This window comes from Sphingobacterium lactis, from assembly GCF_011046555.1.
In the GTDB taxonomy this organism is placed as follows: Bacteria; Bacteroidota; Bacteroidia; order Sphingobacteriales; family Sphingobacteriaceae; genus Sphingobacterium; species Sphingobacterium lactis.
Genome location: NZ_CP049246.1, coordinates 2,545,550 through 2,571,122 on the forward strand (window position 1 = coordinate 2,545,550; position 25,573 = coordinate 2,571,122).

The 25,573-nt window shown below is 41.6% G+C and carries 18 protein-coding genes; 10 read left to right on the top strand and 8 right to left on the bottom strand.

The genetic code is table 11. The annotated features are described in order from the left end of the window. Nucleotides 1-3: 3 nt before the first annotated feature. The 9 genes from G6N79_RS11065 to G6N79_RS11105 all read left to right on the top strand — a co-directional run bounded on the left by G6N79_RS11065 (nucleotide 4) and on the right by G6N79_RS11105 (nucleotide 17,685). Entirely contained in the window at nucleotides 4-696 is a 693-nt protein-coding gene (locus tag G6N79_RS11065; RefSeq protein ID WP_103907573.1) for an L-ribulose-5-phosphate 4-epimerase, read from the top strand. 22 nt (nucleotides 697-718) lie between these two features. After that, complete coding sequence (gene araA, locus G6N79_RS11070; protein ID WP_103907572.1) at nucleotides 719-2,224, top strand: L-arabinose isomerase; 1,506 nt, start codon at nucleotides 719-721, stop codon at nucleotides 2,222-2,224. A gap of 32 nt (nucleotides 2,225-2,256) precedes the next feature. Next, complete coding sequence (locus G6N79_RS11075) at nucleotides 2,257-3,954, top strand: sodium:solute symporter family transporter (RefSeq protein ID WP_103907571.1); 1,698 nt, start codon at nucleotides 2,257-2,259, stop codon at nucleotides 3,952-3,954. A gap of 11 nt (nucleotides 3,955-3,965) precedes the next feature. After that, complete coding sequence (locus tag G6N79_RS11080) at nucleotides 3,966-5,111, top strand: aldose epimerase family protein (protein WP_103907570.1); 1,146 nt, start codon at nucleotides 3,966-3,968, stop codon at nucleotides 5,109-5,111. A gap of 436 nt (nucleotides 5,112-5,547) precedes the next feature. After that, a complete protein-coding gene (locus G6N79_RS11085) occupies nucleotides 5,548-8,262 on the top strand; it encodes an alpha-d-galacturonidase (protein ID WP_160003802.1) in 2,715 nt (904 codons plus the stop codon). 2 nt (nucleotides 8,263-8,264) lie between these two features. Next, nucleotides 8,265-9,803: an MGH1-like glycoside hydrolase domain-containing protein gene (locus G6N79_RS11090; protein ID WP_234993262.1), complete on the top strand. Its 1,539-nt coding sequence runs from the start codon at nucleotides 8,265-8,267 to the stop codon at nucleotides 9,801-9,803. Between the two features lie 7 nt (nucleotides 9,804-9,810). Then, a complete protein-coding gene (locus tag G6N79_RS11095) occupies nucleotides 9,811-11,370 on the top strand; it encodes a glycoside hydrolase family 28 protein (RefSeq protein WP_164527211.1) in 1,560 nt (519 codons plus the stop codon). 5 nt (nucleotides 11,371-11,375) lie between these two features. Then, nucleotides 11,376-14,165, top strand: a complete 2,790-nt coding sequence (locus G6N79_RS11100) for a glycoside hydrolase family 95 protein (RefSeq protein WP_103907567.1) — start codon at nucleotides 11,376-11,378, stop codon at nucleotides 14,163-14,165. Nucleotides 14,166-14,304: 139 nt separating this feature from the next. Further along, a complete protein-coding gene (locus G6N79_RS11105; protein WP_234993261.1) occupies nucleotides 14,305-17,685 on the top strand; it encodes a malectin domain-containing carbohydrate-binding protein in 3,381 nt (1,126 codons plus the stop codon). A 27-nt stretch (nucleotides 17,686-17,712) separates the two neighbouring features. Here G6N79_RS11105 and G6N79_RS11110 read toward each other — a convergent pair whose 3' ends face one another. Beyond that, nucleotides 17,713-18,594 (bottom strand): AraC family transcriptional regulator, encoded by an 882-nt coding sequence (locus G6N79_RS11110; protein WP_103907565.1) that lies wholly within the window; start codon nucleotides 18,592-18,594, stop codon nucleotides 17,713-17,715. Nucleotides 18,595-18,857: 263 nt separating this feature from the next. Here G6N79_RS11110 and G6N79_RS11115 point away from each other — a divergent pair, with 263 nt between their 5' ends. After that, nucleotides 18,858-19,391 carry a 5' nucleotidase, NT5C type gene (locus G6N79_RS11115; protein ID WP_103907564.1) on the top strand — a complete coding sequence of 178 codons (534 nt, stop codon included), beginning with the start codon at nucleotides 18,858-18,860 and terminating at the stop codon, nucleotides 19,389-19,391. A 77-nt stretch (nucleotides 19,392-19,468) separates the two neighbouring features. Here the strand turns inward: G6N79_RS11115 and G6N79_RS11120 are convergent, their stop codons facing one another. From G6N79_RS11120 to G6N79_RS11150, 7 genes are all read right to left on the bottom strand, one after another. Next, entirely contained in the window at nucleotides 19,469-19,879 is a 411-nt protein-coding gene (locus G6N79_RS11120; protein WP_103907563.1) for a hypothetical protein, read from the bottom strand. A 117-nt stretch (nucleotides 19,880-19,996) separates the two neighbouring features. Continuing rightward, the gene (locus G6N79_RS11125) at nucleotides 19,997-20,440 is read right to left on the bottom strand and encodes an Hsp20/alpha crystallin family protein (protein ID WP_103907562.1); all 444 of its coding nucleotides are present in this window, start codon (nucleotides 20,438-20,440) and stop codon (nucleotides 19,997-19,999) included. Between the two features lie 21 nt (nucleotides 20,441-20,461). Further along, on the bottom strand, nucleotides 20,462-20,749 hold the full coding sequence (locus tag G6N79_RS11130) for a hypothetical protein (protein WP_103907561.1): 288 nt from the start codon (nucleotides 20,747-20,749) through the stop codon (nucleotides 20,462-20,464). 98 nt (nucleotides 20,750-20,847) lie between these two features. Beyond that, entirely contained in the window at nucleotides 20,848-21,192 is a 345-nt protein-coding gene (locus tag G6N79_RS11135) for a hypothetical protein (protein ID WP_103907560.1), read from the bottom strand. A gap of 12 nt (nucleotides 21,193-21,204) precedes the next feature. Continuing rightward, the gene (locus G6N79_RS11140) at nucleotides 21,205-21,780 is read right to left on the bottom strand and encodes an RNA polymerase sigma factor (protein WP_200818837.1); all 576 of its coding nucleotides are present in this window, start codon (nucleotides 21,778-21,780) and stop codon (nucleotides 21,205-21,207) included. 227 nt (nucleotides 21,781-22,007) lie between these two features. Continuing rightward, a complete protein-coding gene (gene katG / locus G6N79_RS11145) occupies nucleotides 22,008-24,311 on the bottom strand; it encodes a catalase/peroxidase HPI (RefSeq protein WP_103907559.1) in 2,304 nt (767 codons plus the stop codon). Nucleotides 24,312-24,593: 282 nt separating this feature from the next. Further along, nucleotides 24,594-25,568: a quinone oxidoreductase family protein gene (locus tag G6N79_RS11150; protein ID WP_103907558.1), complete on the bottom strand. Its 975-nt coding sequence runs from the start codon at nucleotides 25,566-25,568 to the stop codon at nucleotides 24,594-24,596. Between the last annotated feature and the right edge of the window lie 5 nt (nucleotides 25,569-25,573).

Genomic DNA, 25,573 nt, shown 5'->3' on the forward strand with positions numbered 1-25,573 from the left:
AATATGTATAGCGCTATTAAAGAAGAGGCATATGCGTGCAATATGTTATTGCCAAAATTAAATCTCGTCCTGTTTACATTTGGGAATGTAAGTGTTGCTGACCGGGAAAAGGGTGTATTTGCGATCAAGCCTAGTGGTGTCCCGTATGAAGAATTAAAGGTGGATCAGATTGTTATTGTGGACTTCGATGGTAATATTGTCGAAGGCAAATTTAGGCCATCGTCAGATACAAAGACCCACGCTGTCCTGTACAAACATTGGGATATCGGGGGGATCACACATACCCATTCTTCCTATGGAACAGCCTGGGCGCAGAGTTTACGCGATATTCCAATCTTCGGAACAACTCATGCGGATCATCTCACCAAAGATATTCCCTGTGCTGCACCAATGAAGGATGATCGTATCATCGGAAATTATGAATACGAAACGGGATTTCAGATCATGGATCACTTCCAGGAAAATAATCTGGATTATAAAGAGGTAGAAATGGTCCTTGTTGGAAGCCATGCACCGTTTGCTTGGGGTAAAGATGGCCACAAGTCAGTATATAATGCCGCCGTATTGGAGGAAGTGGCAAAGATGGCGCTATTGACAGAACAGATTAATCCCCAAGCTCAGCGAATGAAAGAATCCTTAATCAATAAACATTGGGATAGAAAACACGGAGCCGAAGCTTATTATGGCCAACAATAATCAACATTAAACCTACATTTACATGAATATTACCTACAAAAACCTGGAAATTTGGTTCTTGACTGGAAGTCAGGATTTATACGGAGAAGAAACATTAAAACAAGTTGCACAAAACGCAAATGCAATTGTAGAGCATTTCAATACAGAAACAACTATCCCTGTAAAGGTCGTCTATAAACCAATTGTTAAGAATAGTGATGAGATCTATCAGACGATCGTTGAAGCTAACAGCACAGCTAATTGTATAGGTATCATTACTTGGATGCATACATTCTCTCCGGCTAAAATGTGGATTCGTGGACTGAAGGCTTTACAGCGTCCATTATTGCACCTACATACCCAATTTAATCGTGATATTCCATGGGAGGCCATTGATATGGATTTTATGAATTTGAATCAAAGTGCGCATGGAGATCGTGAGTTCGGACATATCGTAAGCCGTTTACAGATTGCAAGGAAAGTAGTTACTGGACATTGGAAGGATGAGGAAACGATCGCGCGAATAGCCGTTTGGTCACGGGCGGCAGCAGCATGGAAGGATTGGCAGGGAGCTAAATTTGTCCGCTTTGGCGATAATATGCGCAATGTAGCAGTTACAGACGGCGATAAAGTTGCTGCAGAAACCCAATTCGGTTTTTCTGTAAATACTTACCCGATTGGTGATTTAGTAGCCGTGATAAACCAAGTAACAGATGAGCAGATCCAAAATTTACTCGATGATTATGCCAATAATTATGAGTTGGCGGATGATGTCAATAAAAATGGGGCTGCTAGAAACAGCCTAATTGAAGCAGCTAAAATTGAAGTGGGTTTGCGTAGATTTTTGGAGGAAGGAAATTATAAAGGATTTACGGATACTTTTGAAGATTTGCATGGTATGGTCCAACTCCCTGGCCTGCCTGTTCAGCGGTTGATGGCTGAAGGATATGGTTTTGCAGGTGAAGGCGACTGGAAAACCCCAGCTCTAGTTCGTGCATGTAAAGTCATGGGAGAAGGGCTTCCGGGTGCCTCTGCATTCATGGAAGATTACACCTACCATTTTGACCCTGAGAATCCAATGGTATTGGGCTCTCATATGTTGGAGGTAGATCCCAGTTTGGCAGAAGGAAAGGTCCGGATTGAAGTCCATCCGCTCGGAATCGGAGGTAAAGCTGACCCAGCACGTTTGGTGTTCAATGGCATGAGCGGCGATGGCCTCAACGCTTCTTTAGTGGATATGGGAAACAGATTTCGTTTAATCGTAAATAAGGTTATAGGTGTTCCCGTAAAAGCAGAATTGCCAAAACTTCCTGTTGCACGGGTGCTATGGAAGCCACTCCCTGATATGAAAACTGGTTGCTCTGCATGGATTTATGCAGGTGGTGCACACCATACGGCCTACAGTTTAAGCTTGACACCGGAATACTTAGAGGATTTTGCACGAATTGCAGGATTGGAATATATCGCTATTGATGAACAGACAACCATCCCTCAACTTGAAAGTCAGTTGCGATGGAATGAATTGTACTATACGTTAAAAAGAGACTAAACCGATTATAGAAAACCATATAAACTAAAAAAATGGAAAAGTTCTCAACCATAGATTATGTTATTTTTTTCGTATATTTTATTGTCGTTGCTGGCTATGGCCTTTGGATCTACCGCAGGAAAAAAAGTGCAGAAGAAAGCAGTAATGACTACTTTTTAGCGGAAGGTTCACTGACGTGGTGGGCAATCGGCGCTTCATTGATTGCATCCAATATATCCGCTGAACAATTCATCGGCATGAGCGGTAACGGATTTGAGGTTGGTATAGCAGTTGCCGCCTATGAATGGATAGCAGCTATAGCATTAATTATTGTCGCCGTTTGGTTTATTCCAGTTTATCTGAAGAATAAAATATTTACGATGCCCCAATTCCTTAATCGGAGGTACAATGAAACAACCAGTTTAATTATGGCGGTTTTTTGGCTGTTTTTATATGTGTTTGTTAACCTGACGTCTATTCTTTACCTCGGGGCCTTGGCAATCAATAATCTAATGGGTGGGGAATATTTCCATATCATTATGTTGGTTTTGGCGGTTTTTGCAATCATTATCACGTTGGGCGGAATGCGCGTGATCGGATTCACGGATGTTATCCAGGTTGTTGTGCTCATCGTAGGTGGTATTGCGACAACCTACGTCGCATTGACACTGGTCAGCGAACACTTTGGACTAGGCAAAGATGTCCTCGCTGGCTTTAACAAACTTCTAGAAGATTCACCACAACATTTTCACCTGATTGTCGATAAACCGACAGCAGAATCTTCCCAAGCGGATATTAATAAATATTTAATGTTACCTGGAATCGGTATGTATTTAGCAGGTATCTGGATTGTAAATCTGAACTATTGGGGATGTAACCAATACATCACACAGCGCGCGCTGGGTGCTGATCTCAAAACGGCCAGAACAGGGCTTTTATTTGCTGGATTCTTGAAATTGTTGATGCCAGTAATCGTGATGTTGCCAGGTATTGCCGCCTATGTATTGTACAAGAATGGGGCGTTGCAAAATGAAATGGCACCAAATGGGAATTTCCAAGCTGATAATGCCTATTCAGCAATACTTGGTTTTTTGCCTGATGGTGTTAAAGGTATGGCCCTTGCCGCACTTACTGCAGCAATTGTAGCTTCTTTAGCCGGAAAAGCAAACAGTATTGCGACAATCTACACCTTGGATATTTATAAAAAATACATCAATAAAGGCGCGCAAGATAAAAAATTGGTCGGCATTGGGAAATTAACCATTATCGTATCTATTGTAATCGCTGTGCTATTTACATGGAATGATACCCTGGGAATTGGTGGTGCAGGAGGATTTACTTTTATCCAGAAATATACCGGGTTCATCAGTCCGGGGGTTTTCGCCATGTTCCTGTTAGGAATGTTCTGGAAGCGAACCACGGGGACTGCCGCAATTGTTGGACTCATCGCTGGGTTTGTACTATCGGTATTTTTCAATGAATTTGCTCCAACACTATTAGGAAATGAAACTTGGATATACACAGCCTATCCTAATGGTAAAGGGGGATATGAAATTCCATTCCAGATCTGTATGGGATTGGCATTTGCTTTCACCATGCTGCTCATGGTTGTGGTTAGTCTTGCTGGACCACAAATTAATCCTAAAGCGTTTGAATTAGATAAAAAGATGTTCCGGGTGGAGCCATCTGTAATGATATTAATTGTTGTTACTGTTCTTTTGGTTAGTGCACTGTATGTTCGATTCTGGTAATAAAAAAAAGGATGAAAAAGATATTTATAGCGGTATTATCACTCGTATTTGTTTCTTGTCAGAATCGTCAGGAAAAAAATGTAGCAAAGGATCAAATATCCATTGATTCCCTTGGAGAAACTGGATTTAATCTGGAAATTGATGCTAAAGCTGTCAAACTCGTGAAAATAGAAAATGGGAAGCTTTCTGCAACGATTACAAATTACGGGGCAAGATTGGTAACGTTGTTTGTTCCTGATGCGCAGGGTATAGCAAAGGACATTATTCTAGGCTATGATTCAATAAAAGAATTCAAATCCAATAGTGCCAATTTCTATGGTGCCATCGTGGGGCGATACGGGAACCGAATAGGAAGTGCGCGGTTCAATTTAGGCGACGAGACCTATGAATTGGAAAAGAATGACGGTGAAAATTCCTTACATGGTGGTCAAAATGGTTTTTATAATAAGATGTGGGACATCAAAAATCAAACCGATACCTCTGTAACCCTAACGTATACTTCCGCTGACTTGGAAGCTGGATATCCTGGCAATTTGGACGTAGAAGTAACCTACACCTTAACATCAACAAATGGCTTGGAAATTAAGTATAGCGGTCAAACTGATAAAGAAACAGTAGTAAATCTGACGAATCATGCCTACTTCAATTTAAATGGAGCAGGTGATTCAACGATATTGGATCATGAATTGCAGATTGCAGCCAATCAATTCACAGAAGTAAATTCTAATTTGATACCTACGGGAAATCAGATCGATGTAGCCGGAACAGCTTTTGATTTTCGGGATTTCAAGCCCATAGGCTTGGATATTGCACGTGACGAAGAACAATTGGAAATTGGAAAAGGATATGACCACAATTTTGTATTGGATAAGGAAACCGAATTTGCAAAAATCGCGAAGCTTTATGCACCAAAAACGGGAATTATTATGGAGGTATGGACTACTGAGCCAGGTCTGCAGTTTTATAGTGGGAATTTCATGAGTGATCAAGATGCTGCAGGCAAAGGTGGTAATCGATATGGTTACAGGTCTGCATTATGTTTAGAAACGCAACATTTTCCGGATTCCCCAAACCAACCAAATTTTCCTTCGACTGTTCTGAAGCCTGGTGATACCTATAACTCGAAGACAACCTATTATTTTAGTACAAAAAAATAAACGATTTTAATCTTGCTAGATTGATCAATGCCCCTGACCAAAATGCATCTGGAAAGCAGTTTGGAAAGGGGCTTTTTTTGATACGTTCAGTTTCTGAATTGACTATGCTTAATGATAAATTAAGTAATGGAGCAATTTTGGGAAGGCAGTATGGAAGGATATTTAGAAAAGCGATAATCAAGCTTTGTGTAAAATGATTGATATATTGTTATGAATTTTCATGTTTTGGATGTTTAAGTGCTAATATCGTACAGAAACAAGCTAATTAACACCACTGTAACCTAAGCTATTTTTTGTTTATTTGAATTACCAGTTATAAGCGAATTTCAATTAATTATTTCGTTTAGGATCTGTTTACGCACTTGCTGAATCGATCGTCAGGTATAAAATAACACAAAACCTTAAATACCTTATGAGGCATTTATTACTGATTTTGATGAGTACAGTCATGCTCTTTAATCCTGCTTTTGGAGAAGAGTGGCAACTTTTTTATTCCAAAGATGGCGTAGTAAATGACGCACGTTATTCGTATGCATTAGAAAAATTGAAAGCCGTAATCGGATTAACCAATAGCTCCGAATATACCAATGGAACCAAATTAGATGGATCCGCTATTTATTTTGGATTGGCAGCTAATCCAACTTCCAAATCGCTTGATGTTTCCTCTCTAGATTTAAATAAACTTAACAAACCAGAGTCATTTGCTATTTATAGAAAAGCTGCAGGAGGACCTTTATTTGTTTTGGCAAAAGATGAATCAGGGTTGCTTTATGCGGTGAATCAAATACGCCAAGGAAATTTATTGGATAAGAAAGGCGCTATTCTAATACAGGATGGCCCAGAGATGGTGTTGCGAGGTACGAGCATAGGGCTACAGAAGACTGAATATCTTCCCGGAAGGGATGTCTATGAATATCCATATACAGAGGAATCCTTCCCATGGTTCTATGATAAAGATCATTGGGTGGACTACTTGGATATGATGGAGGAAAATAGGTACAATACGTTATACCTTTGGAATGGCCATCCCTTTTCTTCGTTGGTTAAACTGGCAGACTATCCAGAGGCATTAGAAGTAGATGAGGCAACTTTTGCCAAGAACGAAAAAGTTTACCGATTCTTAACTGAAGAAGCAAATAAACGTGGTATTTGGGTCATCCAAATGTTTTATAATATTATCCTTCCGAAACCCTTTGCCGAAAAGCATGGACTGAAAACCCAAGAAAGGAACCGCGTCATTACGCCTTTAATTGAAGATTATACCCGAAAATCTATTGCCGCCTTTGTTGAAAAATATCCCAATGTTGGATTACTGATTACGCTAGGGGAAGCGATGGAAGGTGTTGGTGAGGATGATATCAATTGGTTTACCAATACCATAATTCCCGGTGTGAAGGACGGCCTAAGAGCGAATAACAGTCCCTATGAACCGCCAATTATCTTGCGGGCACATGATACTGATGCTCCAAAAGTGATGAAAGCCGCATTGCCTAATTACAAGAATCTTTATACCATGGCTAAATATAATGGTGAAGCATTGACAACTTATACACCACGTGGTAAATGGGCGGAACTTCACCGTAGCTTAAGTAATATCGGTACTGTCCATGTCCAGAATGTACATATTCTCGCCAACTTGGAACCGTTCCGATATGGATCACCCGATTTCATACAGAAATCAGTTAAAGCAATGCACGAAGTATATCTTTCTAATGGTTTACATATTTATCCACAGGCATCTTATTGGGATTGGCCGTATACGGCGGACAAAACTTCCAAAAGAATGCTGCAAGTAGATAGAGATTGGATGTGGTACAAAGCCTGGTCGAGATACAGCTGGAAAGTTGGTTATTCAAAGGCTGAGGAAGAGCAATTCTGGGCAAAATGTTTAGCAGAGCATTATGGAATTTCTCTAGAAAATGGCCAGGCTTTACTTTATGCCATAGAGGAAATAGGGGAGATTTCCCCAAAGATATTACGTCGATTTGGCATTACTGACGGGAACAGGCAGACCTCCTCCTTGGGCATGCTGATGACCCAACTAATCAATCCATACCGATATGGCCTTTTTACGTTACTATATGAATCGGAAGCACCAGAAGGTGAAATGATCATTGATTATGCGGAAAAGGAGCACAAAGGCGAAAGTCATGTCGGTGAAACGCCTTTGCAGGTTGCCAACGAAATAGTCGTGCATGCAAACAAAGCAATCCAAGCTATTGAAGATTTAGGGAAACCAACCAAAAATATTGAAGATTTCGAACGTTTGATTAATGATGTCTATATTCATCACGCTCTGGCCGAACATTACAGCTATAAAGTAAAAGCAGCAATTACTGTTTTGGGGTATAAGTATACCAAAAATCAAGCGGTATTAGCCAAGGCCTTGCCAGATTTTGAAGCGAGTGTGGAAGCATATAAAAAATTGACCGCGCTTACAAAAGACACCTACTTGTATGCCAATAGCATGCAGACGAAACAACGAAAAATCCCAATGCGTGGTGTAGATGGAACGTTTAAACACTGGGACGAAATGTTGCCAGTTTACGAACAGGAACTTGCTAATTTTAAACACAGTCTAGATTCACTACGTAAAAGTTCGGGAAAGATTGAAGTACCCCTTAAATCTTTTGAATCGGTACCAGTTAAATTTTCCCAAAAGGTTGAACTTGCAGAATTGAAGAAAGGAGCACAGTTGTATTCCGATCAGGAGCTGGTCATTACTCACCTTCCAAAGGAATTGGAAGGTCTACAGGCCATCCGTACGAATGCTGAGCAGCAGAAGGTAGCCGGTACTGTGCTGGTTTTTGAGAACAGTAAACCCGTTAAGTTTTTGGTGGGCTATTACAATAATGAAGATAAAGTGTTTGCGCCTAAGCCCGTTTTGGAGATCGATGCTTCAGCAAATAACTATGGACAAGCGGAAGCCAAAATTCGCAATGCGGTTCGCGTGCAATATATGCCCATGGTAGATATTCATACCTATAGTTTTCCTGCGGGTAAACATGAATTAAAGGTTCCAAAAGGCGAAGCCCTCCTTTTGGGAATAATTAGTGACGAAGAATTAGGCACTCCCTATAATGCAGATATCGATAATCAAGGTGATGATCTCGATGATCTGTTTGGTTTCTATAAGGGTACAAAATTGTGATTATGTTTAGGAAAGTATTTTTTATGTCCTCTTGTTTAATCCTACCATTGATCGGTTTGGGACAAGTGGATTTGCGTGAGAAATTGGATACTTATGTGCAGGAGTTCAACCAACAGGACAATGAGGCTGTTGTACATATGGTTAATAATGCACGTTCGGCTGAATGGATGAAATCCAATATTCCATTATTGGATGTACCCGATTCTGCCATTGAAAAGGTGTATTATTTTCGTTGGTGGTCCTACAGAAAGCACATCAAGCACACCCCAGAAGGGATCATTGTAACAGAGTTTATTGAACCGGTAAAACATGCTGCACGATACAATGCAATCAGTTGTGCCCTGGGGCATCATTTGTATGAAGGACGATGGTTAAGAAACAGTAACTTTTTAAAGGAATACGTGGACTTCTGGATGTACCATGCTGATAAAGGTGAGAACAGACCTCGATTCCATCAATTCAGCTCTTGGTTGCCAGACGCTTTGTTGGCATATTATAAAGTCGAAAATGACAAGAATTACCTATTGAACCGCATTGATGATCTCGATAAGGATCTTGACCAATGGGAAAAGGAACGTCAATTGAATAATGGTTTGTTCTGGCAACATGATGTCAAAGATGGTATGGAAGAATCTGTATCGGGCGGTAGAAGGGTTAATAATATGCGCCCTACCATCAACAGTTATATGTACGGAAATGCCGCTGCAATGATAGAGTTGGCGAAAATGGCAGGACGTGAGGATCTTGAGAAAAAGTACAGCCTAAAAGCTGAAACGTTCAAAAAACAGGTGGTGGATTCTTTATGGGATAAGAATGAACATTTCTTCAAAACAAAATTAGAGGATGGAAAATTGCACGATGCTCGGGAAGCAATTGGATTTATCCCATGGTATTTTCAAATTCCGCCAGATAATAATCATTTTGCTGAAGCTTGGAAACAGGTGTCAGATACCGCTGGTTTTAATGCACCATGGGGGGTAACAACAGCAGAACGTCGCGAGCCTACTTTCAGAACGCGAGGAACTGGGCACAGCTGTGAGTGGGACGGTGCTATTTGGCCTTTTGCTACTTCACAGACCCTACGGGGGATGGCCAATTTCTTAGCAAATTATAAGAACCATGCAGGGGTTGATCATGATGAATTTTATAGGGAAGTCGCAAAGTATGCAAAGTCGCATATTTTTGATGGAAAAGCCTACATCGGTGAATATCAAGATGAAAAATCGGGGTATTGGCTAAAAGGGGATGATCCACGAAGTAAATTCTATAACCATTCGACCTACGCGGATGTTATTATTCAGGATCTTATTGGATTTAAACCAGCCTTGGAAAATGAATTTGAATTGAAGCCCTTAATTCCTGAGGGGAAGTGGGATTATTTTGCTTTGCAGGATTTGCGCTATAAAGGACATGATGTTAGCATTTATTGGGATAAAATGGGAAACCGATATCAACGGGGTAGAGGATTAATGGTTTATGTGGATGGGAAATTGGTATCAAAGAGCAATAAATTAGAAAACCTTAAGATTAAACTTAAATAATATGAAAATGCATTGTATAAAGCTTTTTGTGGCCGCTCTGCTTTGTTATGGATCCTCCGCCTATGCGCAGCAATTTATAAATGTAATGGATCTGGGAGCCAAGAATGATAGTACCGGGATAAATACGGAAGTCATTCGTCAAGCCATCGATAAGGCGGCCGCAAAAGGAGGTGGTACCGTATATTTTCCTGCAGGAAAATACATCACCGGACCTATTCATATGAAAAGTAATATTACCATTCATATAGATGCTGGTGCAGAATTACATTTCAGCGATAATTTCGATCATTATTTACCCATGGTGGAGTCTCGTTGGGAGGGCACCGAGGTAACGAATTTTTCTCCTTTAATATATGGGAAAGACCTGAAAAATATTGCCATTGTAGGCAGGGGCCTTATCGACGGGCACGGCAAAAATTGGTGGCGGTACTCCGAAGTAGAGGTAAAGAAACTTACAGAGGATAGTAAATGGCAAAAAGAATTTAAGCGCTTGAATAAAGATGTTTTAGCACCAGACTTACCGGGGTGGGTTGAACGAGGGTTTTTACGCCCACCGTTCATCCAATTCCTTCGTAGCAGCAATATTCAAATTAAGGATATTACCATTCAAAACTCTCCGTTTTGGACGGTGAATCCCCAATATTGTGACAATGTAACAATCGATGGGGTGACAATTACGAATCCGCCATCGCCAAATACGGATGGCATAAATCCAGAATCCTGTCGTAACGTTCATATTGCCAACTCGCACATCTCTGTAGGGGACGATTGTATCACGATAAAATCAGGGAAAGATCGTTCAGGAAGAAAAATCAATATTCCTGCCGAAAACTATACGATTACCAACTGTACCATGTTGAGTGGGCATGGAGGTGTAGTTATTGGAAGTGAAATGTCTGGGGGAGTGAAAAATATAGTAATCTCAAATTGTATTTTCGATGGTACCGATCGTGGTATTCGTCTGAAAACGACACGTGGGCGTGGAGGAGTCGTGGAGAATGTTCGTGTTAGCAATATTGTCATGCGGAATATTCGTGATCAGGCAATTGTTCTGGATATGCGGTATGCAAAGTCTGAATTGGAGCCTGTGTCAGAACGAACACCACAATTCAAGAATATTTTTATCAGCGATATGGCAGGAACAACCAACCGTGTAGCACGAATTGCCGGACTGGAAGAAATGCCAATTGAAAATATCAGTTTTGCCAATATCAATATGGAAGCAAATTCAGGGATTCTAATAGAATATGCCAAAAAGGTAAGTCTCTCAAATATTCAAATTGACGTAAAAAATACAGCTACTGTTGAAGCGAGGAATGCTACCAACTTGGATATCCAAAAGATTCAAAACTTTGTGCAAAACCCTGATAAAGCCGTGATCCTGTTGGAAAACACGAGTCAAGTGAATATTCAGAATAACTTCCCAGCATTAGCGGAAAATTACCTCGAATTGGTAGGAAATGCCAACAAAGAAGTTGCCCTACATTCCAATAATTTCAGTAATGTAAAGACTTTAGTAAAAGGGAACAGTAATTCCCTTAAAATACAGTTCAATATTCAAGAATAAGGTTTATGTTTTTTAAAATTCTTTTTGGGTGCCTACTTTCAAATCTCTATTTGCTTGCTTTGCAGGCTCAAGAATTGCAATTACGGTATACAGAACCAGCCGAGAAATGGGAGGAAGCACTTCCCATTGGTAATGGACGTTTGGGCGCCATGATTTATGGAGGCATCCAGGAAGATGAAATCCAGTTCAATGAGGAAACTTTATGGACTGGCGAACCGAGAAACTATAATAAAGCGGATGCCCACTTGTTTTTGGACAGCATTCGAAACCTCTTACATGCTGGAGAACAGGGAAAAGCAGAAGCCTTGGCAATGCGTGAGTTCATGGGGGTAAAGAGTGAAGAAGACGATGCTACAACGTGGTTAAATTACTTGGCAGCAGGTAGGAAGGAAAAAATAAATCCTTCTAATTTTTCTTTCAATGACACGGATTGGAAGGAAATTTCTGTGCCCAGTTATGAAGGATGGGAACATATTGGTTTAGAGGGAGTCGACGGAGCGGTTTGGTTCAGATATGAATTCCAGCTATCCGAAGAGGATATTAAAAAGGAAACGTGGTCACTGGATCTCAATAAGGTTAGGGAAATGGATTTTACCTACATCAATGGGGTCTTTTTGGGCAGTAACTCAACATTTGATGACCGAAGGATTTATACTATTCCTGCAGGAACGCTAAAGAAAGGTAAAAATGTTCTGGCCGTTCAAGTCATAAATTTAAATGGTAAGGGCGGGATTGCCGGATATAAAGATACCTCACAGCACATTGGTCTGGTAAGTAAGGGTAAGAAAATATCGCTCAATGGCAAATGGAAATATGCAATCTTAGATGCTAATACACCACGTGTAGGAAAATATCAAGCTGCCTATCAGCCTTTTGGAACCGTACAGGTGTCCTTCCCACATGATAGGGTACAAAATTATCAAAGAATTCTCGATCTGAAAAATGCAGAGGTCTATATTTCCTATACACATCAAGGAACTCAATTTGAAAGGACGTACTTAGCAAGTCATCCAGATCAGGTGTTGGCAATGCACTATGGCGCAAGTCGACCTGGCCAAGTTTCATTTGAGGTGGAATTGGCAAGCAAACATGCTAAGCAAACTATCGAAACCTTGAATGAACAAACGCTTCATTTACAGGTGGATGTAAAGGATGGTGCTTTGCATGGTGATGCATTGTTGACCGTGAACTTGGATGCTGGACATGCATCTATTAAAAATGGTCGATTGATTATCCGAAATGCGAACGCTGCAACTTTATACCTAACAGCAGCTACCAATTTCGTGAATTATAGCAATGTTACTGGGAATTCTTTTGAGTTGGCAAAAGTTAGGTTAAAGAATGTAGATACTAAAAACTTCCAAGCTGTACAGCAGGATCATCAGAATGATTATGGCCGATTGTTTAATTCGTTCTCCATTGATTTAGGGGCGCAGGATTCTTCTGCTACCAATGTCAGATTGGAGAATTTCTCCAAAAATGTCGATCCTGCGTTTGCCGCACTTTATGTGCAGTATGGACGATACCTCTTAATATCAAGTTCACGCGAAAATACACAGCCTGCAAATCTGCAGGGCATCTGGAATCATTTATTGGAACCATCCTGGGATAGTAAGTACACGACTAACATCAACCTTGAAATGAATTATTGGCCAACCGATGTTCTAAATTTATCTTCATTACATCAGCCTTTATTTCAATTGATTAGGGATGTGAGTGAAAAAGGTCAGGAAACAGCAAGATCCTATTATAACGCACGCGGTTGGGTGTTGCACCATAATACAGACCTTTGGCGCGGTACTGCGCCAATTAATAATTCGGATCATGGTATTTGGCCAATGGGAGGAGCTTGGCTGGTAAATCACATTTGGGAAAGCTATCTTTTCAATCAAGACCCACAGATATTGACCGAAAACTACGATATCATTAAAGGCGCAACCTTATTTTTTAAAGATGTTTTGATTCCTCATCCTAAGACTGGGGAATTAGTCAGCAGCCCTTCTAACTCTCCTGAAAACGGTGGATTAGTTGCTGGACCAGCTATGGACCAACAAATCGTAAGGAATTTATTTCGGGTGTACATTCAGGCATCCAAGATTTTGGATAAAGATGTTAAACTGCGCGATTCAATTGCGGAGATGTTACCTAAAATAGCAAAAGACCGGATTGGAAAACATGGTCAATTACAAGAATGGATGGAAGATATCGATGACCCTGAAAATAAACACCGTCATGTATCACATTTATGGGCCTTGCATCCTGGAAGTGAAGTCAATTGGGATTCGACCCCCGATTTATGGAACGCGGCAAGAAAATCCTTAATCATGAGAGGTGATGAAGGCACGGGGTGGAGTTTAGCTTGGAAGATTAATTTTTGGGCAAGATTGCTTGATGCAGAACATAGTTTGGGATTGGTTAAAATGTTGCTCCGTCCGGCAGATCGCTCAGGAGGTTCGTATCCAAACTTATTTGACGCACATCCACCATTTCAAATTGATGGGAATTTTGGTGGAGCGGCAGGAATTGTGGAAATGATAGTGCAGAGTCATACCCAATACATCGATATTCTCCCAGCATTACCTAATGCATTCTCAAAGGGGGTCATTAAAGGAATTAAAGCTCGTGGTGGCTTTGTCTTAGATATGGAATGGAACAATCATCAGTTAACGAAAATTATCGTTAGATCTATCGCGGGAAATGAATTGCGCTTAAAATATCAAAAACAGATCAAGAAGGTAAATACAGTAAAAAATGGTATTTATCAATTCGACGGCATGTTGAATTTAATTAAATAGCCGATAATTTCAGCTTAACATGAATAGCAAACACATAAAATATTTTCTTTATTTCTATTTTTTTTGTTTTCACATTATCACTGTATTCGGACAAGGACCGCGCGAAGTTATTTCGCTAAATGACAAGTGGCAAACGGTTATGCATGAGCATGACACCAGTGCTTTTGGGGATTTTGAAAAAAGAAACTTTGAAGAGAAGAACGGTTGGAAAGCTGTTGATGTACCGCATAATTGGGATCAATACGATGGTTATAGACGCTTAATACATGGGAATGTTCATGGATACGCGTGGTATCGGAAAAAATTCAAGACGCCTAAATCGGGAAAAGGAAAGCGGTATTATCTTTTTTTTGAAGGTGTAGGTTCTTATGCAACTGTTTGGTTAAATGGTAAGCGTGTCGGTTATCATGCAGGTGGCAGAACAACTTTTACCTTGGATGTTACGGATGCCATACTTAAAGCTGGGGAAGAAAATATTCTTGCTGTACGTGCTGACCATCCAGCTGAAATAAGGGATTTGCCTTGGGTAGATGGTGGATGCTCCCCAGAAAGAGGATTTTCGGAAGGCTCCCAACCTTTAGGCATTTTCAGACCAGTTTCATTAATCGTTAAAAATGAAGTCAATATCATTCCATTTGGGATGCATTATTGGAATGATGAACAAATCTCATCGCAGAAGGCCGCGATCCAACAAACAGTTGAAATGATCAATACGACGGATCGATCCAGAAAAATTAGTGTGAGAAGCCGATTGCTGGATCAGAAAGGCAGAGAAATCCAACAGTTTCAGGACCATGTGGAAATAGGGCCAGGAAAAGAGCATCAATATCGCCTATCGACATTTAACGTTAGCAACCCCACATTATGGTCAACGGAAAATCCATATCTCTATCGGATTGAGACAACATTGATAGAGAATAAAAAAATCCTAGATCAAGTAGTCGCGCCTTACGGGATTCGCAAGATTTCGTGGCCTAAGGGCTTAAAGCCGAATGGAACAAATCAATTGTTCGTGAATGACAAGCCTATATTTATTCATGGTATTGCAGAATATGAGCATAAATTTGGTAATTCCCATGCATTCTCAGAAGAAGAGGTCCTTGCCCGAGTTAGTGAAATGAAATCATTGGGCTTCAATTCTTTCCGAGATGCACATCAGCCTCATAATCTCCGGTATCAGGCATATTGGGATCAACATGGCGTGCTGTTATGGACCCAGATGGCTGCACATATCTGGTTTGATAATCCAAGCTTCAGAGCAAACTTCAAAAAGTTGTTGAAGCAATGGGTCCGAGAACGAAGAAATAATCCATCGGTATTTTTATGGGGCTTACAGAATGAGAGTACTCTGCCTGAAGATTTTGCAGCTGAATGTACCGCGCTTATTCGCGAGTTAGACCCTACGGCCTCCATCCAACGGTTGGTGACGACATGTAATGGCGGGAGTGGAACGGATTGGGATGTTCCCCAAAATTGGACGGGAACCTATGGCGGTCATCACAACACGTATGCTGAAGACCTGAAAAGACAGGTGCTCGTAGGGGAATATGGAGCTTGGAGGAGCTTGGAGCTCCACGCTGAACCTCCTTATCTGCCAAATCATAATATCTATTCCGAAGAACGTTTTACGGAAATCCTGGAAACAAAATTACGATTGGCGGACTCGGTAAAGGATGAAACAATCGGTCATTACCAATGGTTATGGACCTCTCATGATAACCCAGGTCGAGTTCAAGGTGGAGAAGGATATCGTGACATCGATAAGATTGGCCCGGTCAATTATAAAGGTCTCCTGACACCTTGGTTAGAACCAACTGATGCATATTTTATGTATCGCGCCAATTATGCACCAAAGGAGGATCCTATGATCTATATTTCTTCGCATACCTGGCCGAATCGATGGCGCGAACCAGGAATTAAAAATAATATTCGAATCTATTCCAATTGCGATGAAGTCGAACTTTTCAATGATATGAATGACCTATCCCTTGGAATTCGGAAACGTGGTAAAATAGGAACCCATTTTGAATTCAATGATGTTCTGATTAAATACAATGTGCTGTATGCCGTGGGTAGAATCGATGGTAAAGTGGTGGCACGAGATACTATAGTTTTACAGCTATTACCTCAAAGTCCCAAATTCACCAGCTTATTAGATTCAAATTCCACTGTTCTTCAGGCGCAACCAAATCTACATTACCACTATAGGATTAATGCGGGAGGACCGGCATATACCGATGGTTTTGGACAGGTGTGGTCGGCCGATCGGCCTTATGATGGCAGTTCTTGGGGATCCGGGTCATGGACGGATGATTTCAAAGAAATTAATCCCATTTTTGCTAGCCAAAGGAGAGTATTTGATCCTATTCGAGAGTCGTCGGATTGGGACTTGTTCCAGACCTTTCGTTATGGATTGGATAAAATGGGTTATACATTTCATTTGCCAAACGGACAGTATGAAGTTGAGCTCTATTTTGCAGAACCTTGGATAGGTACAGGCGGGATTTTGGATGGATCGGGGAGAAGGGTTTTCGATATCGCATTAAATGGACAAACTGTAGAAGAAAGATTGGATATTTGGAAGGAAGTGGGACATGATCACGCGCTTAAAAAAAGCTATACGGTTCAAGTAACGGACGGAAAATTAACTATTGATTTCCCGAAGATTCATGTCGGGCAAGCAGTTATCCATGCTATAGCTATTGCAAGCAGGACTAAGCCTTCGCATTCATCCCTTCATGAGCACTATAACTTGACAGCAGACTCCACACCATTGTTGGGATTGAATAGCTGGTTGGATATAGGGACGGTATACAATGTAGCCAATCAAAAATCCATTTTTCAATTGGCGTCCATACTCTACGGAAGTGATTATTTTCAGGTGGATCCAGCAATGAAACAGGTCAACCTTCAATTCAAGCATCCAACGAATTTCTATGTTATCGCAGATACAAAACAGGAAGGGTATGAAGATACCGGCGAGCAAGTGGTGAATAGTGAGGGTGGTGTCTTTTCGGTTTACCGGAAAATTTTGAAACCCAATGAACCATTTACTTGGAAACGGCAATCGGGTGAAGAATTCTTTGCGTTTCAACGGTTGAGTGGAATTGAACCTGCCTATGACTTGAAAAAAACAGTAGGTTACAAAGCTAACCAAACTAAGATTTATTCGCACGTTAAACGTGTGAATTTCCAAGAACAAGAGCGATTGCAATTTGAAAAGTCAAGCGGTAGTATGGTGGGCTGGGAGATATCCGTCGGTGTGGCTGATGTGTATGCATTGACATTTAAGTATCACAATGCTGGAAATACACCGAAAAAAGGATGGTATGAGGTGCTTTCTTTGGATGGGACGATTTTAAAAAGCAAAACACCTGTAATATTTGAACCGACACGATCGGGAAAATGGAACTACCTTAACGAAAATACCAGTACCATGATCAATGCTGGCAGCTATATCGTTAAGATTTATTCAGAAGATGCGGAGGGCATTTACATCGATAATTTGGATGTGCAGTAAATTTATGGAAGGAGCAAAAGCTTAGAATTAAGCTTTTGCCCTATTCAAGTATTTCTTTTTATAATCCATTGGCGTCATCCCTGTAACGCGTTTGAAGTGCCGATAGAAATTGGAAACGTTATTGAATCCACAATCGAAGCATATTACCTCCGTGGGAAGGAGGTTTTCCACAAGCTGCCTACAGGCATGACTGATCCGTATTTCAATTAAAAAATCATAATAGGTTTTCTTTGTCATCATTTTAAAATAACGACAGAACGAGGTAACACTAAGGTGTGCAATATTGGCAACCTCCTCCAGAGAAATATCCTTTTTATAATTTGCATGAGTAAAGTTGAAAACATCGTTTAAACGTACGCTGTCTGATTCATTCGAATGATGGAAAGCACTTTGTGTGTTAACTATAGTTTCGTACTCATCACTTTCGGCAAGAATCTGTAATATAGAAAGTAAGGAGATTACCCGTCCCATTCCTTCTTCGTTTACACATTTCCGCATTAAATCAGCAACTTTCTCTTTCGTTGATCCCTTGAACAATAATCCTTTTTTTGCCCGTTCAAATAAACGAGGTAACATATACATTTCTGGAAGTCCCAACAATGGTTTTCCCAAGAAATCGGGGAGAAATTGAAGAACGATCGCTTCAATTTGATAGTTTGGATCATTTTTATAATACTCTTCATTACAACGCCAAGCATGGGAAAGCATACTTCCCACCAGAATGATCTCATCCGGTTCAAACGTACTAATGTTATCACCAATAAAACGGATTCCTTCACCACGAATGGTATAATGTAATTCCAACTCTTCATGGTAATGCCACACGTTTCCAAAATTTGGCATTACATCATGTCGTGCCAAAAAGGAATTCTCATACTGTACAGGAACCTTCCTAAATAATGGTTTCATAGGCAATGGTCTTTAAACTGATAATCAGAATTTAATAATGGAAATAGGTTTATATTTCTAACACTTAAAATTACGAAAAAAAACTGCTTTTCTGGGAATAATCATGTAACAGGATTATGGGAATTAATGGAAAACAAGGAGCTATGGGGCCACTGGTTTGGGGTGGAGATGGAAATGACATGTATTTCAGGTGAATCACAGGAAATTAGTAATCCTATTTCATAAAAGTTTCTATACCTTCCCATTTCCTCGTAACTTACATCATGACAACCAAAAAGACAATCGCTATCGATATGGACGGAGTGCTGGCCAATAATATGCAGCATTACCTAGACTACCATTTTAACGAAACCGGAGAGCGCATTTCCGCAGCGGATATTCAAGGCTTACCTGAAATCAGTTTTCTTCCGGACCCGAATGCCGTTCGCAGGCATCTCCAACAACCCGGTTTTTTCCGCACCCTGCCCATCAATCCCGATGCTCAAGAAGTAGTCAGGGATTTGAATGAAAGGTTTCATGTCTTCATCGTTTCTGCAGCCATGGAATTTCCATGGAGTCTGAACGAAAAATATGAATGGCTCGCCGAACACTTTCCCTTTCTCAACTGGCTGCAATTTGTTTTTTGTGGTGATAAAAGTATCATTAAGGCCGATTACCTGATTGATGACCACGTAAAGAACCTTCAGACTTTCGAAGGGGAACCGTTGATTTTCTCCTGTTTTCATAATATCAACGAGTCCGGATATGAGCGTATGGCCGATTGGAAGGCAGTAGCGCAGTACTTTTCAGGGAAATAGGACTTGATGAAGTAAATAAGGGCATAAGACTAATCGTCTGACCTGGATAAGGTCTGATCCAGTTAGGAATGAAGAGGCTATTTGGATTCGTATTTGTTCTCACGCAATCCATATCTGCTGATGAGAAACATTTCGACGATGGCTAATAGGCTGCCCCAAAAACCATAATGCGCATCCAAGGCATCCCTAGTATTCAGCCAGGGCAAAACATATTCATAGAGGTAATTGAAAAGGACAACCGCAATGCCCAAAAGAAGGACTTTCCAGAACCGCAATCCAACGATGAGCCAAAGAAATCCAATTCCCGATATGAGCAAATAAGCGATCGCAAAGTTCGAAATATGAAGATGAAAATCAGGGAAATAATCGCTGATTGCTTGAAACCGTAGGCTTTCATATTTCCGTGCAAAGAAAAGGATAAACACGCAGATAAAGAGTGCAAAATGGGCAATGGAGGCGAGCAGGGTAGGTCTATATTTCAAATGCATAGGTTGGAAGATAAGAAATTAAGGCTTAATCCAAAAAATTGGGCATAAAAAAGCCACTGGTCTATTGGATTACCAACGAAGGACCAGTGGCATATTTTGGGATTATGGGTTTACAGATTACGAGACGGCAACCTGATATTCAGGTTTTGCCATGGCCGGATCTTTCTGCAGGATGACAGTCAGGACACCTTCTTCGTAACTTGCATGGACATTTTCCACAAGGACCTGATCCTGTAATTGAAATGCCCGCTCAAAAGCCGATGCTGGTTGTTCCTGATAGATATATTTCATACCCGGTTCCAATTCCGAAGCAGTACAGGAAATGGTCAACACCTGGTTTTGGATGCGCACCTGAAATTGATCCTTCCTTTTCCCAGCAGCAAACAATTGCACCTGGTAAAATTCCTCATTCTCGGCAATATTTACGGGATGAATACTCCTTGCACTATTGCCGTCCTGAAACAACCGCTGTTGTAAGCGATCGAATTTTCGCTTAAAATGATTCCGACAAGCGTCGCTACCGAATTGTTGACCTACATTTTGATATTCTTTTCTAAACATGATTTCTTGAGTTTAATGGATTTAATAAATGGGGATAATGGTTGCCTTAGTCTGGTGTGTTGTTCCGATTATCGGAGAAATGGCCAGAGAAGGGGAGCCTTGTGCAAACTGTGCTCTTTGGGTATGAAGGTAGTGTTGTTCCAACATTCTTCTTTTTCGGATCCGCGACATCACGAACGCGCCGATGCCTACAACGACTGTCCCCAACAAGAGAATCTTAAATAATGCGCCAATAATGAGGCTGAATATCCCGACCAGGGCTGTGATGACCAATAATCGGGGAAGTATAAAGTGAATCTTATTTTTCATTTCTTTTTTAATTAAATTGTTTAAAGGCCTTTGCTGTAGTAGACGGGTACAGCTCAACTTTTACCTTAAACTTTTTTTATTTTTTTCCCCAATTGGTATTAGTCCCGAAAACCACAGGCACCGAAACGTTTCTTCCATTCAGTGCGTAGACGTTCGCGCTCTTCTTCACTGAGGTCGTCACGTTCTGCGATTCGCCTTTCCATCCGGCGGCGCGCATTTCCAAAACCGCCCGGTCTGCCGGGGCCTCTGCCAAATAATATTTTAGAGATCGCAAATAAGCCCAGGGCTTCCCAATAGGAAATCGCACGGAGACTGAATATATCCGTTATCAGGGTATTCCATAGGTACTGTAGCAACGCAATCAATAAACTGAAGAGTACAATGATCGCTAGGATGACAAATGCTTTTTTCCCTTTTCTTTTTCCTTGCATAAATCTGTTCATATCGGTATTTCTTTACTGTTTTAATTCATCATATAAACTCCTTAACCGCAAACGGAGATGCTTGACTGCATATCCCTTTCGGCTAATGATAGTCTTTAGGTTTTCGCCTTCCTGGTCCGCTATTTCCTGTAGCGTCATTTCCTCCAGTTCATTCAACATAAATACTTTTCGTTGTTTCTCTGGAAGTTCCTCCAATGCCTTCATCAGTTCGTCCCAAAATATATCCTTGAACATCTTCAATTCAGGGTTTTCGGTTTCATCAGCTGCCAGAAGATGCGCAATGGCGAAGGACTCATCGTCCGCATCGGGATACAGGTCGTCCAGGGATTCGGTTTTCTTTTTACGGTAACTGTCGGTAATCTTATTGCGCGTAACGGAGTAGAGCCAAGCACCCGCATTTCCGAGGTCATCAATGTTGGTTACCCTGGAGAATTGATACCATACCTCTTGCAGGATATCTTCCGCATCCGAGGTTTTAGAAACACGTGATTTTACAAAACGCAGCAATTGACCGCCATAGGTCTTGACGATTTCTGAAAATGATTTGGAGGAGGTTGATCCCATTGCTTCTTGCTCTGCGCTGTCCATGTAAAGATAGACGAATGAAAAGAAGTTTTACTTTATTGGTTTTGTGAAAATTTTAAAATTTTATTTGAGACAGTTTCCGAGTTGCAAATCGATTATAAATACTCTCCAAATTGACTTAAATATTCATATGTTTATTGCTTATATGGTTGGTTTTAAGTGGGATAGGTGTAAAAAAAAATAAGCCCGCCGATTTGCTCGGCGGGCTTAAAGAATATACTTGTTTCAACTTATCGTTTCACATCAAAGCGATCGGCATCCATAATTTTTGCCCAGACCTTCACAAAATCCTTCACGAATTTTTCCTGTGCATCGCTAGAGGCATATACCTCTGCAATTACGCGAAGTTCTGCATTCGAACCGAATACCAAATCTGCACGAGTACCTGCCCACTTCGGTTGTCCGGTTTTGCGGTCTGAACCGATATACAATTCCTTGTCTTCGGAAGCAGCCTTCCAAGACGTGTTCATGTCCAATAGGTTGACCAAGAAATCATTGGTCAGCTGACCAGGACGGGTTGTGAACACACCGTTCTTGGAACCGTCGTAGTTCGTGTCCAGAACGCGCATACCGGCAAGGAGAACTGTCAATTCCGGTGCAGAAAGATTCAACAATTGAGCTTTGTCGATCAAGAGTTCTTCGGTAGAAGAGGAGTACTGTCTCTTTTTATAGTTTCGGAAACCATCTGCAATCGGTTCCAGGAATGCTACGGACTCAACATCAGTCATTTCTTGAGAAGCATCCATACGACCTGCCGTAAAAGGTACTTTTACCGAAACGCCAGCATCCTGCGCCGCTTTTTCTACGGCTGCATTACCTGCCAGAACGATCAGGTCGGCAAGGGAAACCTTTTTGTTGCCCACTTGACTTCCATTGAAATCATTTTGGATCTGTTCCAATACGGATAGTACTTTTTGCAATTGCGCCGGTCTGTTGACTTCCCAATCCTTTTGAGGAGCCAAACGAACGCGTGCGCCATTGGCACCACCACGCTTGTCGGAACCACGGAACGTGGATGCGGATGCCCAAGCTGTCGAAACCAATTCAGCAACCGAAAGACCGGAGGACAAAATTTGATTCTTCAGGCTTTCAATATCTGATTCGTCAACGACATCATGGTCCAATTCAGGAATCGGATCCTGCCAGATTAAAACTTCTTCCGGAGCATCCGGACCTAGGTATAGCGTACGAGGCCCCATATCGCGGTGGGTTAGTTTAAACCACGCTCTAGCAAAGGCATCGGCAAAAGCATCGGGATTTTCGTAGAACTTACGGGAAATCGGTCCATAGATCGGATCAAAACGTAACGAGAGATCCGTAGTCAACATGGTTGGCTTCCGTTTTTTATTGGGATCAAATGGATCAGGGATCACATCATCGGCATCTTTGGCTACCCATTGATAGGCTCCAGCGGGGCTCTTTGTCAATTCCCATTCGTAGTTGAACAAGTTTTCAAAGAAGTTATTGCTCCATTTTGTCGGCGTTGTGGTCCAGATTACTTCCAATCCTGACGTGATGGCATCGGCACCAACACCTGACTTATATGTACTTTTCCAGCCCAAACCTTGCTCTTCCAAACCTGCTGCTTCTGGTTCCTTTCCAACACTGTCTGATGGCCCGGCACCATGCGTTTTACCAAAAGTATGGCCACCAGCAATCAGCGCTACGGTTTCCTCATCGTCCATGGCCATGCGGCCAAAGGTGTCGCGGATATCTTTAGCAGCCAATAACGGATCTGGATTGCCATCAGGTCCTTCCGGATTCACGTAGATCAAGCCCATCTGAACGGCAGCCAATGGATTTTCCAGGTTTCTGGAATGGTAATCGCCATCGGGTTTATCATCACCGGAAAGTACACCGTGATTTTTCTCTTCCACACCTTCAGAACCACCGTGGGCATAACGGATATCGCCACCCAACCAGGTCGTTTCCGAACCCCAATATACATCTTCCTCAGGTTCGAAGGCATCTTCACGTCCACCTGCAAAACCAAAGGTCTTGAAGCCCATGGATTCCAATGCAATATTTCCGGTCAGGATCAGTAGATCCGCCCAGGAAATCTTACGTCCGTATTTCTGTTTGATAGGCCACAATAAGCGACGTGCTTTATCCAAACTTACGTTGTCTGGCCAACTGTTCAATGGGGCAAAGCGCTGCTGCCCCGTTCCGGCACCACCGCGACCGTCACCGACACGGTATGTTCCTGCAGAGTGCCAAGCCATGCGGATGAATAGACCTCCATAATGGCCGAAATCTGCGGGCCACCAATCTTGAGAATCCGTCATTAAGGCATGTAAATCTGCCTTAACAGCTTCCAAATCCAAGGAGTTGAATGCTTCAGCATAATTGAAATCCGCATCCATCGGGTTGGATTTTGTAGCATGCTGGCGCAATAGACTTACTTTAAGCTTCTTTGGCCACCAATCGGTGTTCGTTGTTCCGCCGCCGGCAACCGTCATTTTCTGCTTGCCAGTTCCGTTGCCATTCCCGTTGTGGAATGGGCATTTACTGATGTCATTTGATCCGTTATCCATATCTCTTTGTTGTTAAGTGGCACTGTTTCTCCATGGTGCCGTTGGTTATATATGATTCACTAATTATTTACGTATCCAGTGGAAACTTCTTCGTTTCTCTCTTTAAATTTAGTTAAAATTAGATAAATAAAATCGAATAAGTTGATTGTTTTTGATAGATTCTATCTATGATTCATAGAGATTTTTTCAATCATTCATAAGAGATAATTGCGTACTCGCGCAAAGGGATACTAGGAGTTCAATAGCCATATATACCAGGGAATAACATTGGTAAACAAGACTTTATAAGCGAATGACAATCCGTTCGCCAAGCTCCGGTTTCAATTGCCAAGCTGTATTAATGTCTTTCAGGTCCATTTCCAGGGTTTCTATTTTGATCTTTCCAGCAACTGCCAAGGCATAGACCTCAGGTAGGAGTGTGGTAAAGAACAATTGCTGTTCCTGATGGTTCCAGCTTCCCAATCCCGACCCCATGATTTTCAGATCTGTACTGCGCAGAAGAGCGGATGGGAGGGTGATGTCGTCACCAGACATGGCACCGACATTGACAAAAACCTTGGGATATGTGTATGTTCCTTTTCCAGTCATGAACTTTAAGATGGATTCGGCAGAGTTCCCCCATAGGTAGTCAATTACGATGTCGATCTGGTGGGAAGTAAATACTTCAGCCAGGCGTTCTTCGAAATCGTTCTTATCTTCTGTCAATGGAATAATGATATCAGCACCTAGCTGTTCAACCGTTTTTAAAGAGGTCAAATTCCGACCGGTAGCAATGATGGTTCCCGCGCCATAATACTTGGCCATCTGTACGGCTATCTTTCCCGTAACCCCAGTAGCACCATTGATCAATACCGTATCGCCAGGTTTGATCTGCGCTCGGATTTTCAAGGCCATGACTGCACCCATGGCAGCGTTTGGAATTGCTGCAGCGCGAATGACATCAAGTCCCTTCGGAACAGGAACCAGCGCATCTTTCTTTAGGAACGCAAATTCGGCCATGGTTCCATTCAAACCAAAACCATAAACCAAATCCCCATTTTCCAATGTACCGACACCATCCGATCCGACAACCTTAGGCTTCCACTCACCGTGACCTGCCGAATAATGCTTGCCGCTGGCTTGCATCTTATCCAAATTTTTAATTGACACCGCTTGCATCTTGACCAATGTGCCGTTTGATAGGTCGTTTTCAGGTTTTTCCAAATTTTCTACATAGGTTGGTAATTCACCCTGCTGTATTACAACTGCTGCTTTCATGTGCT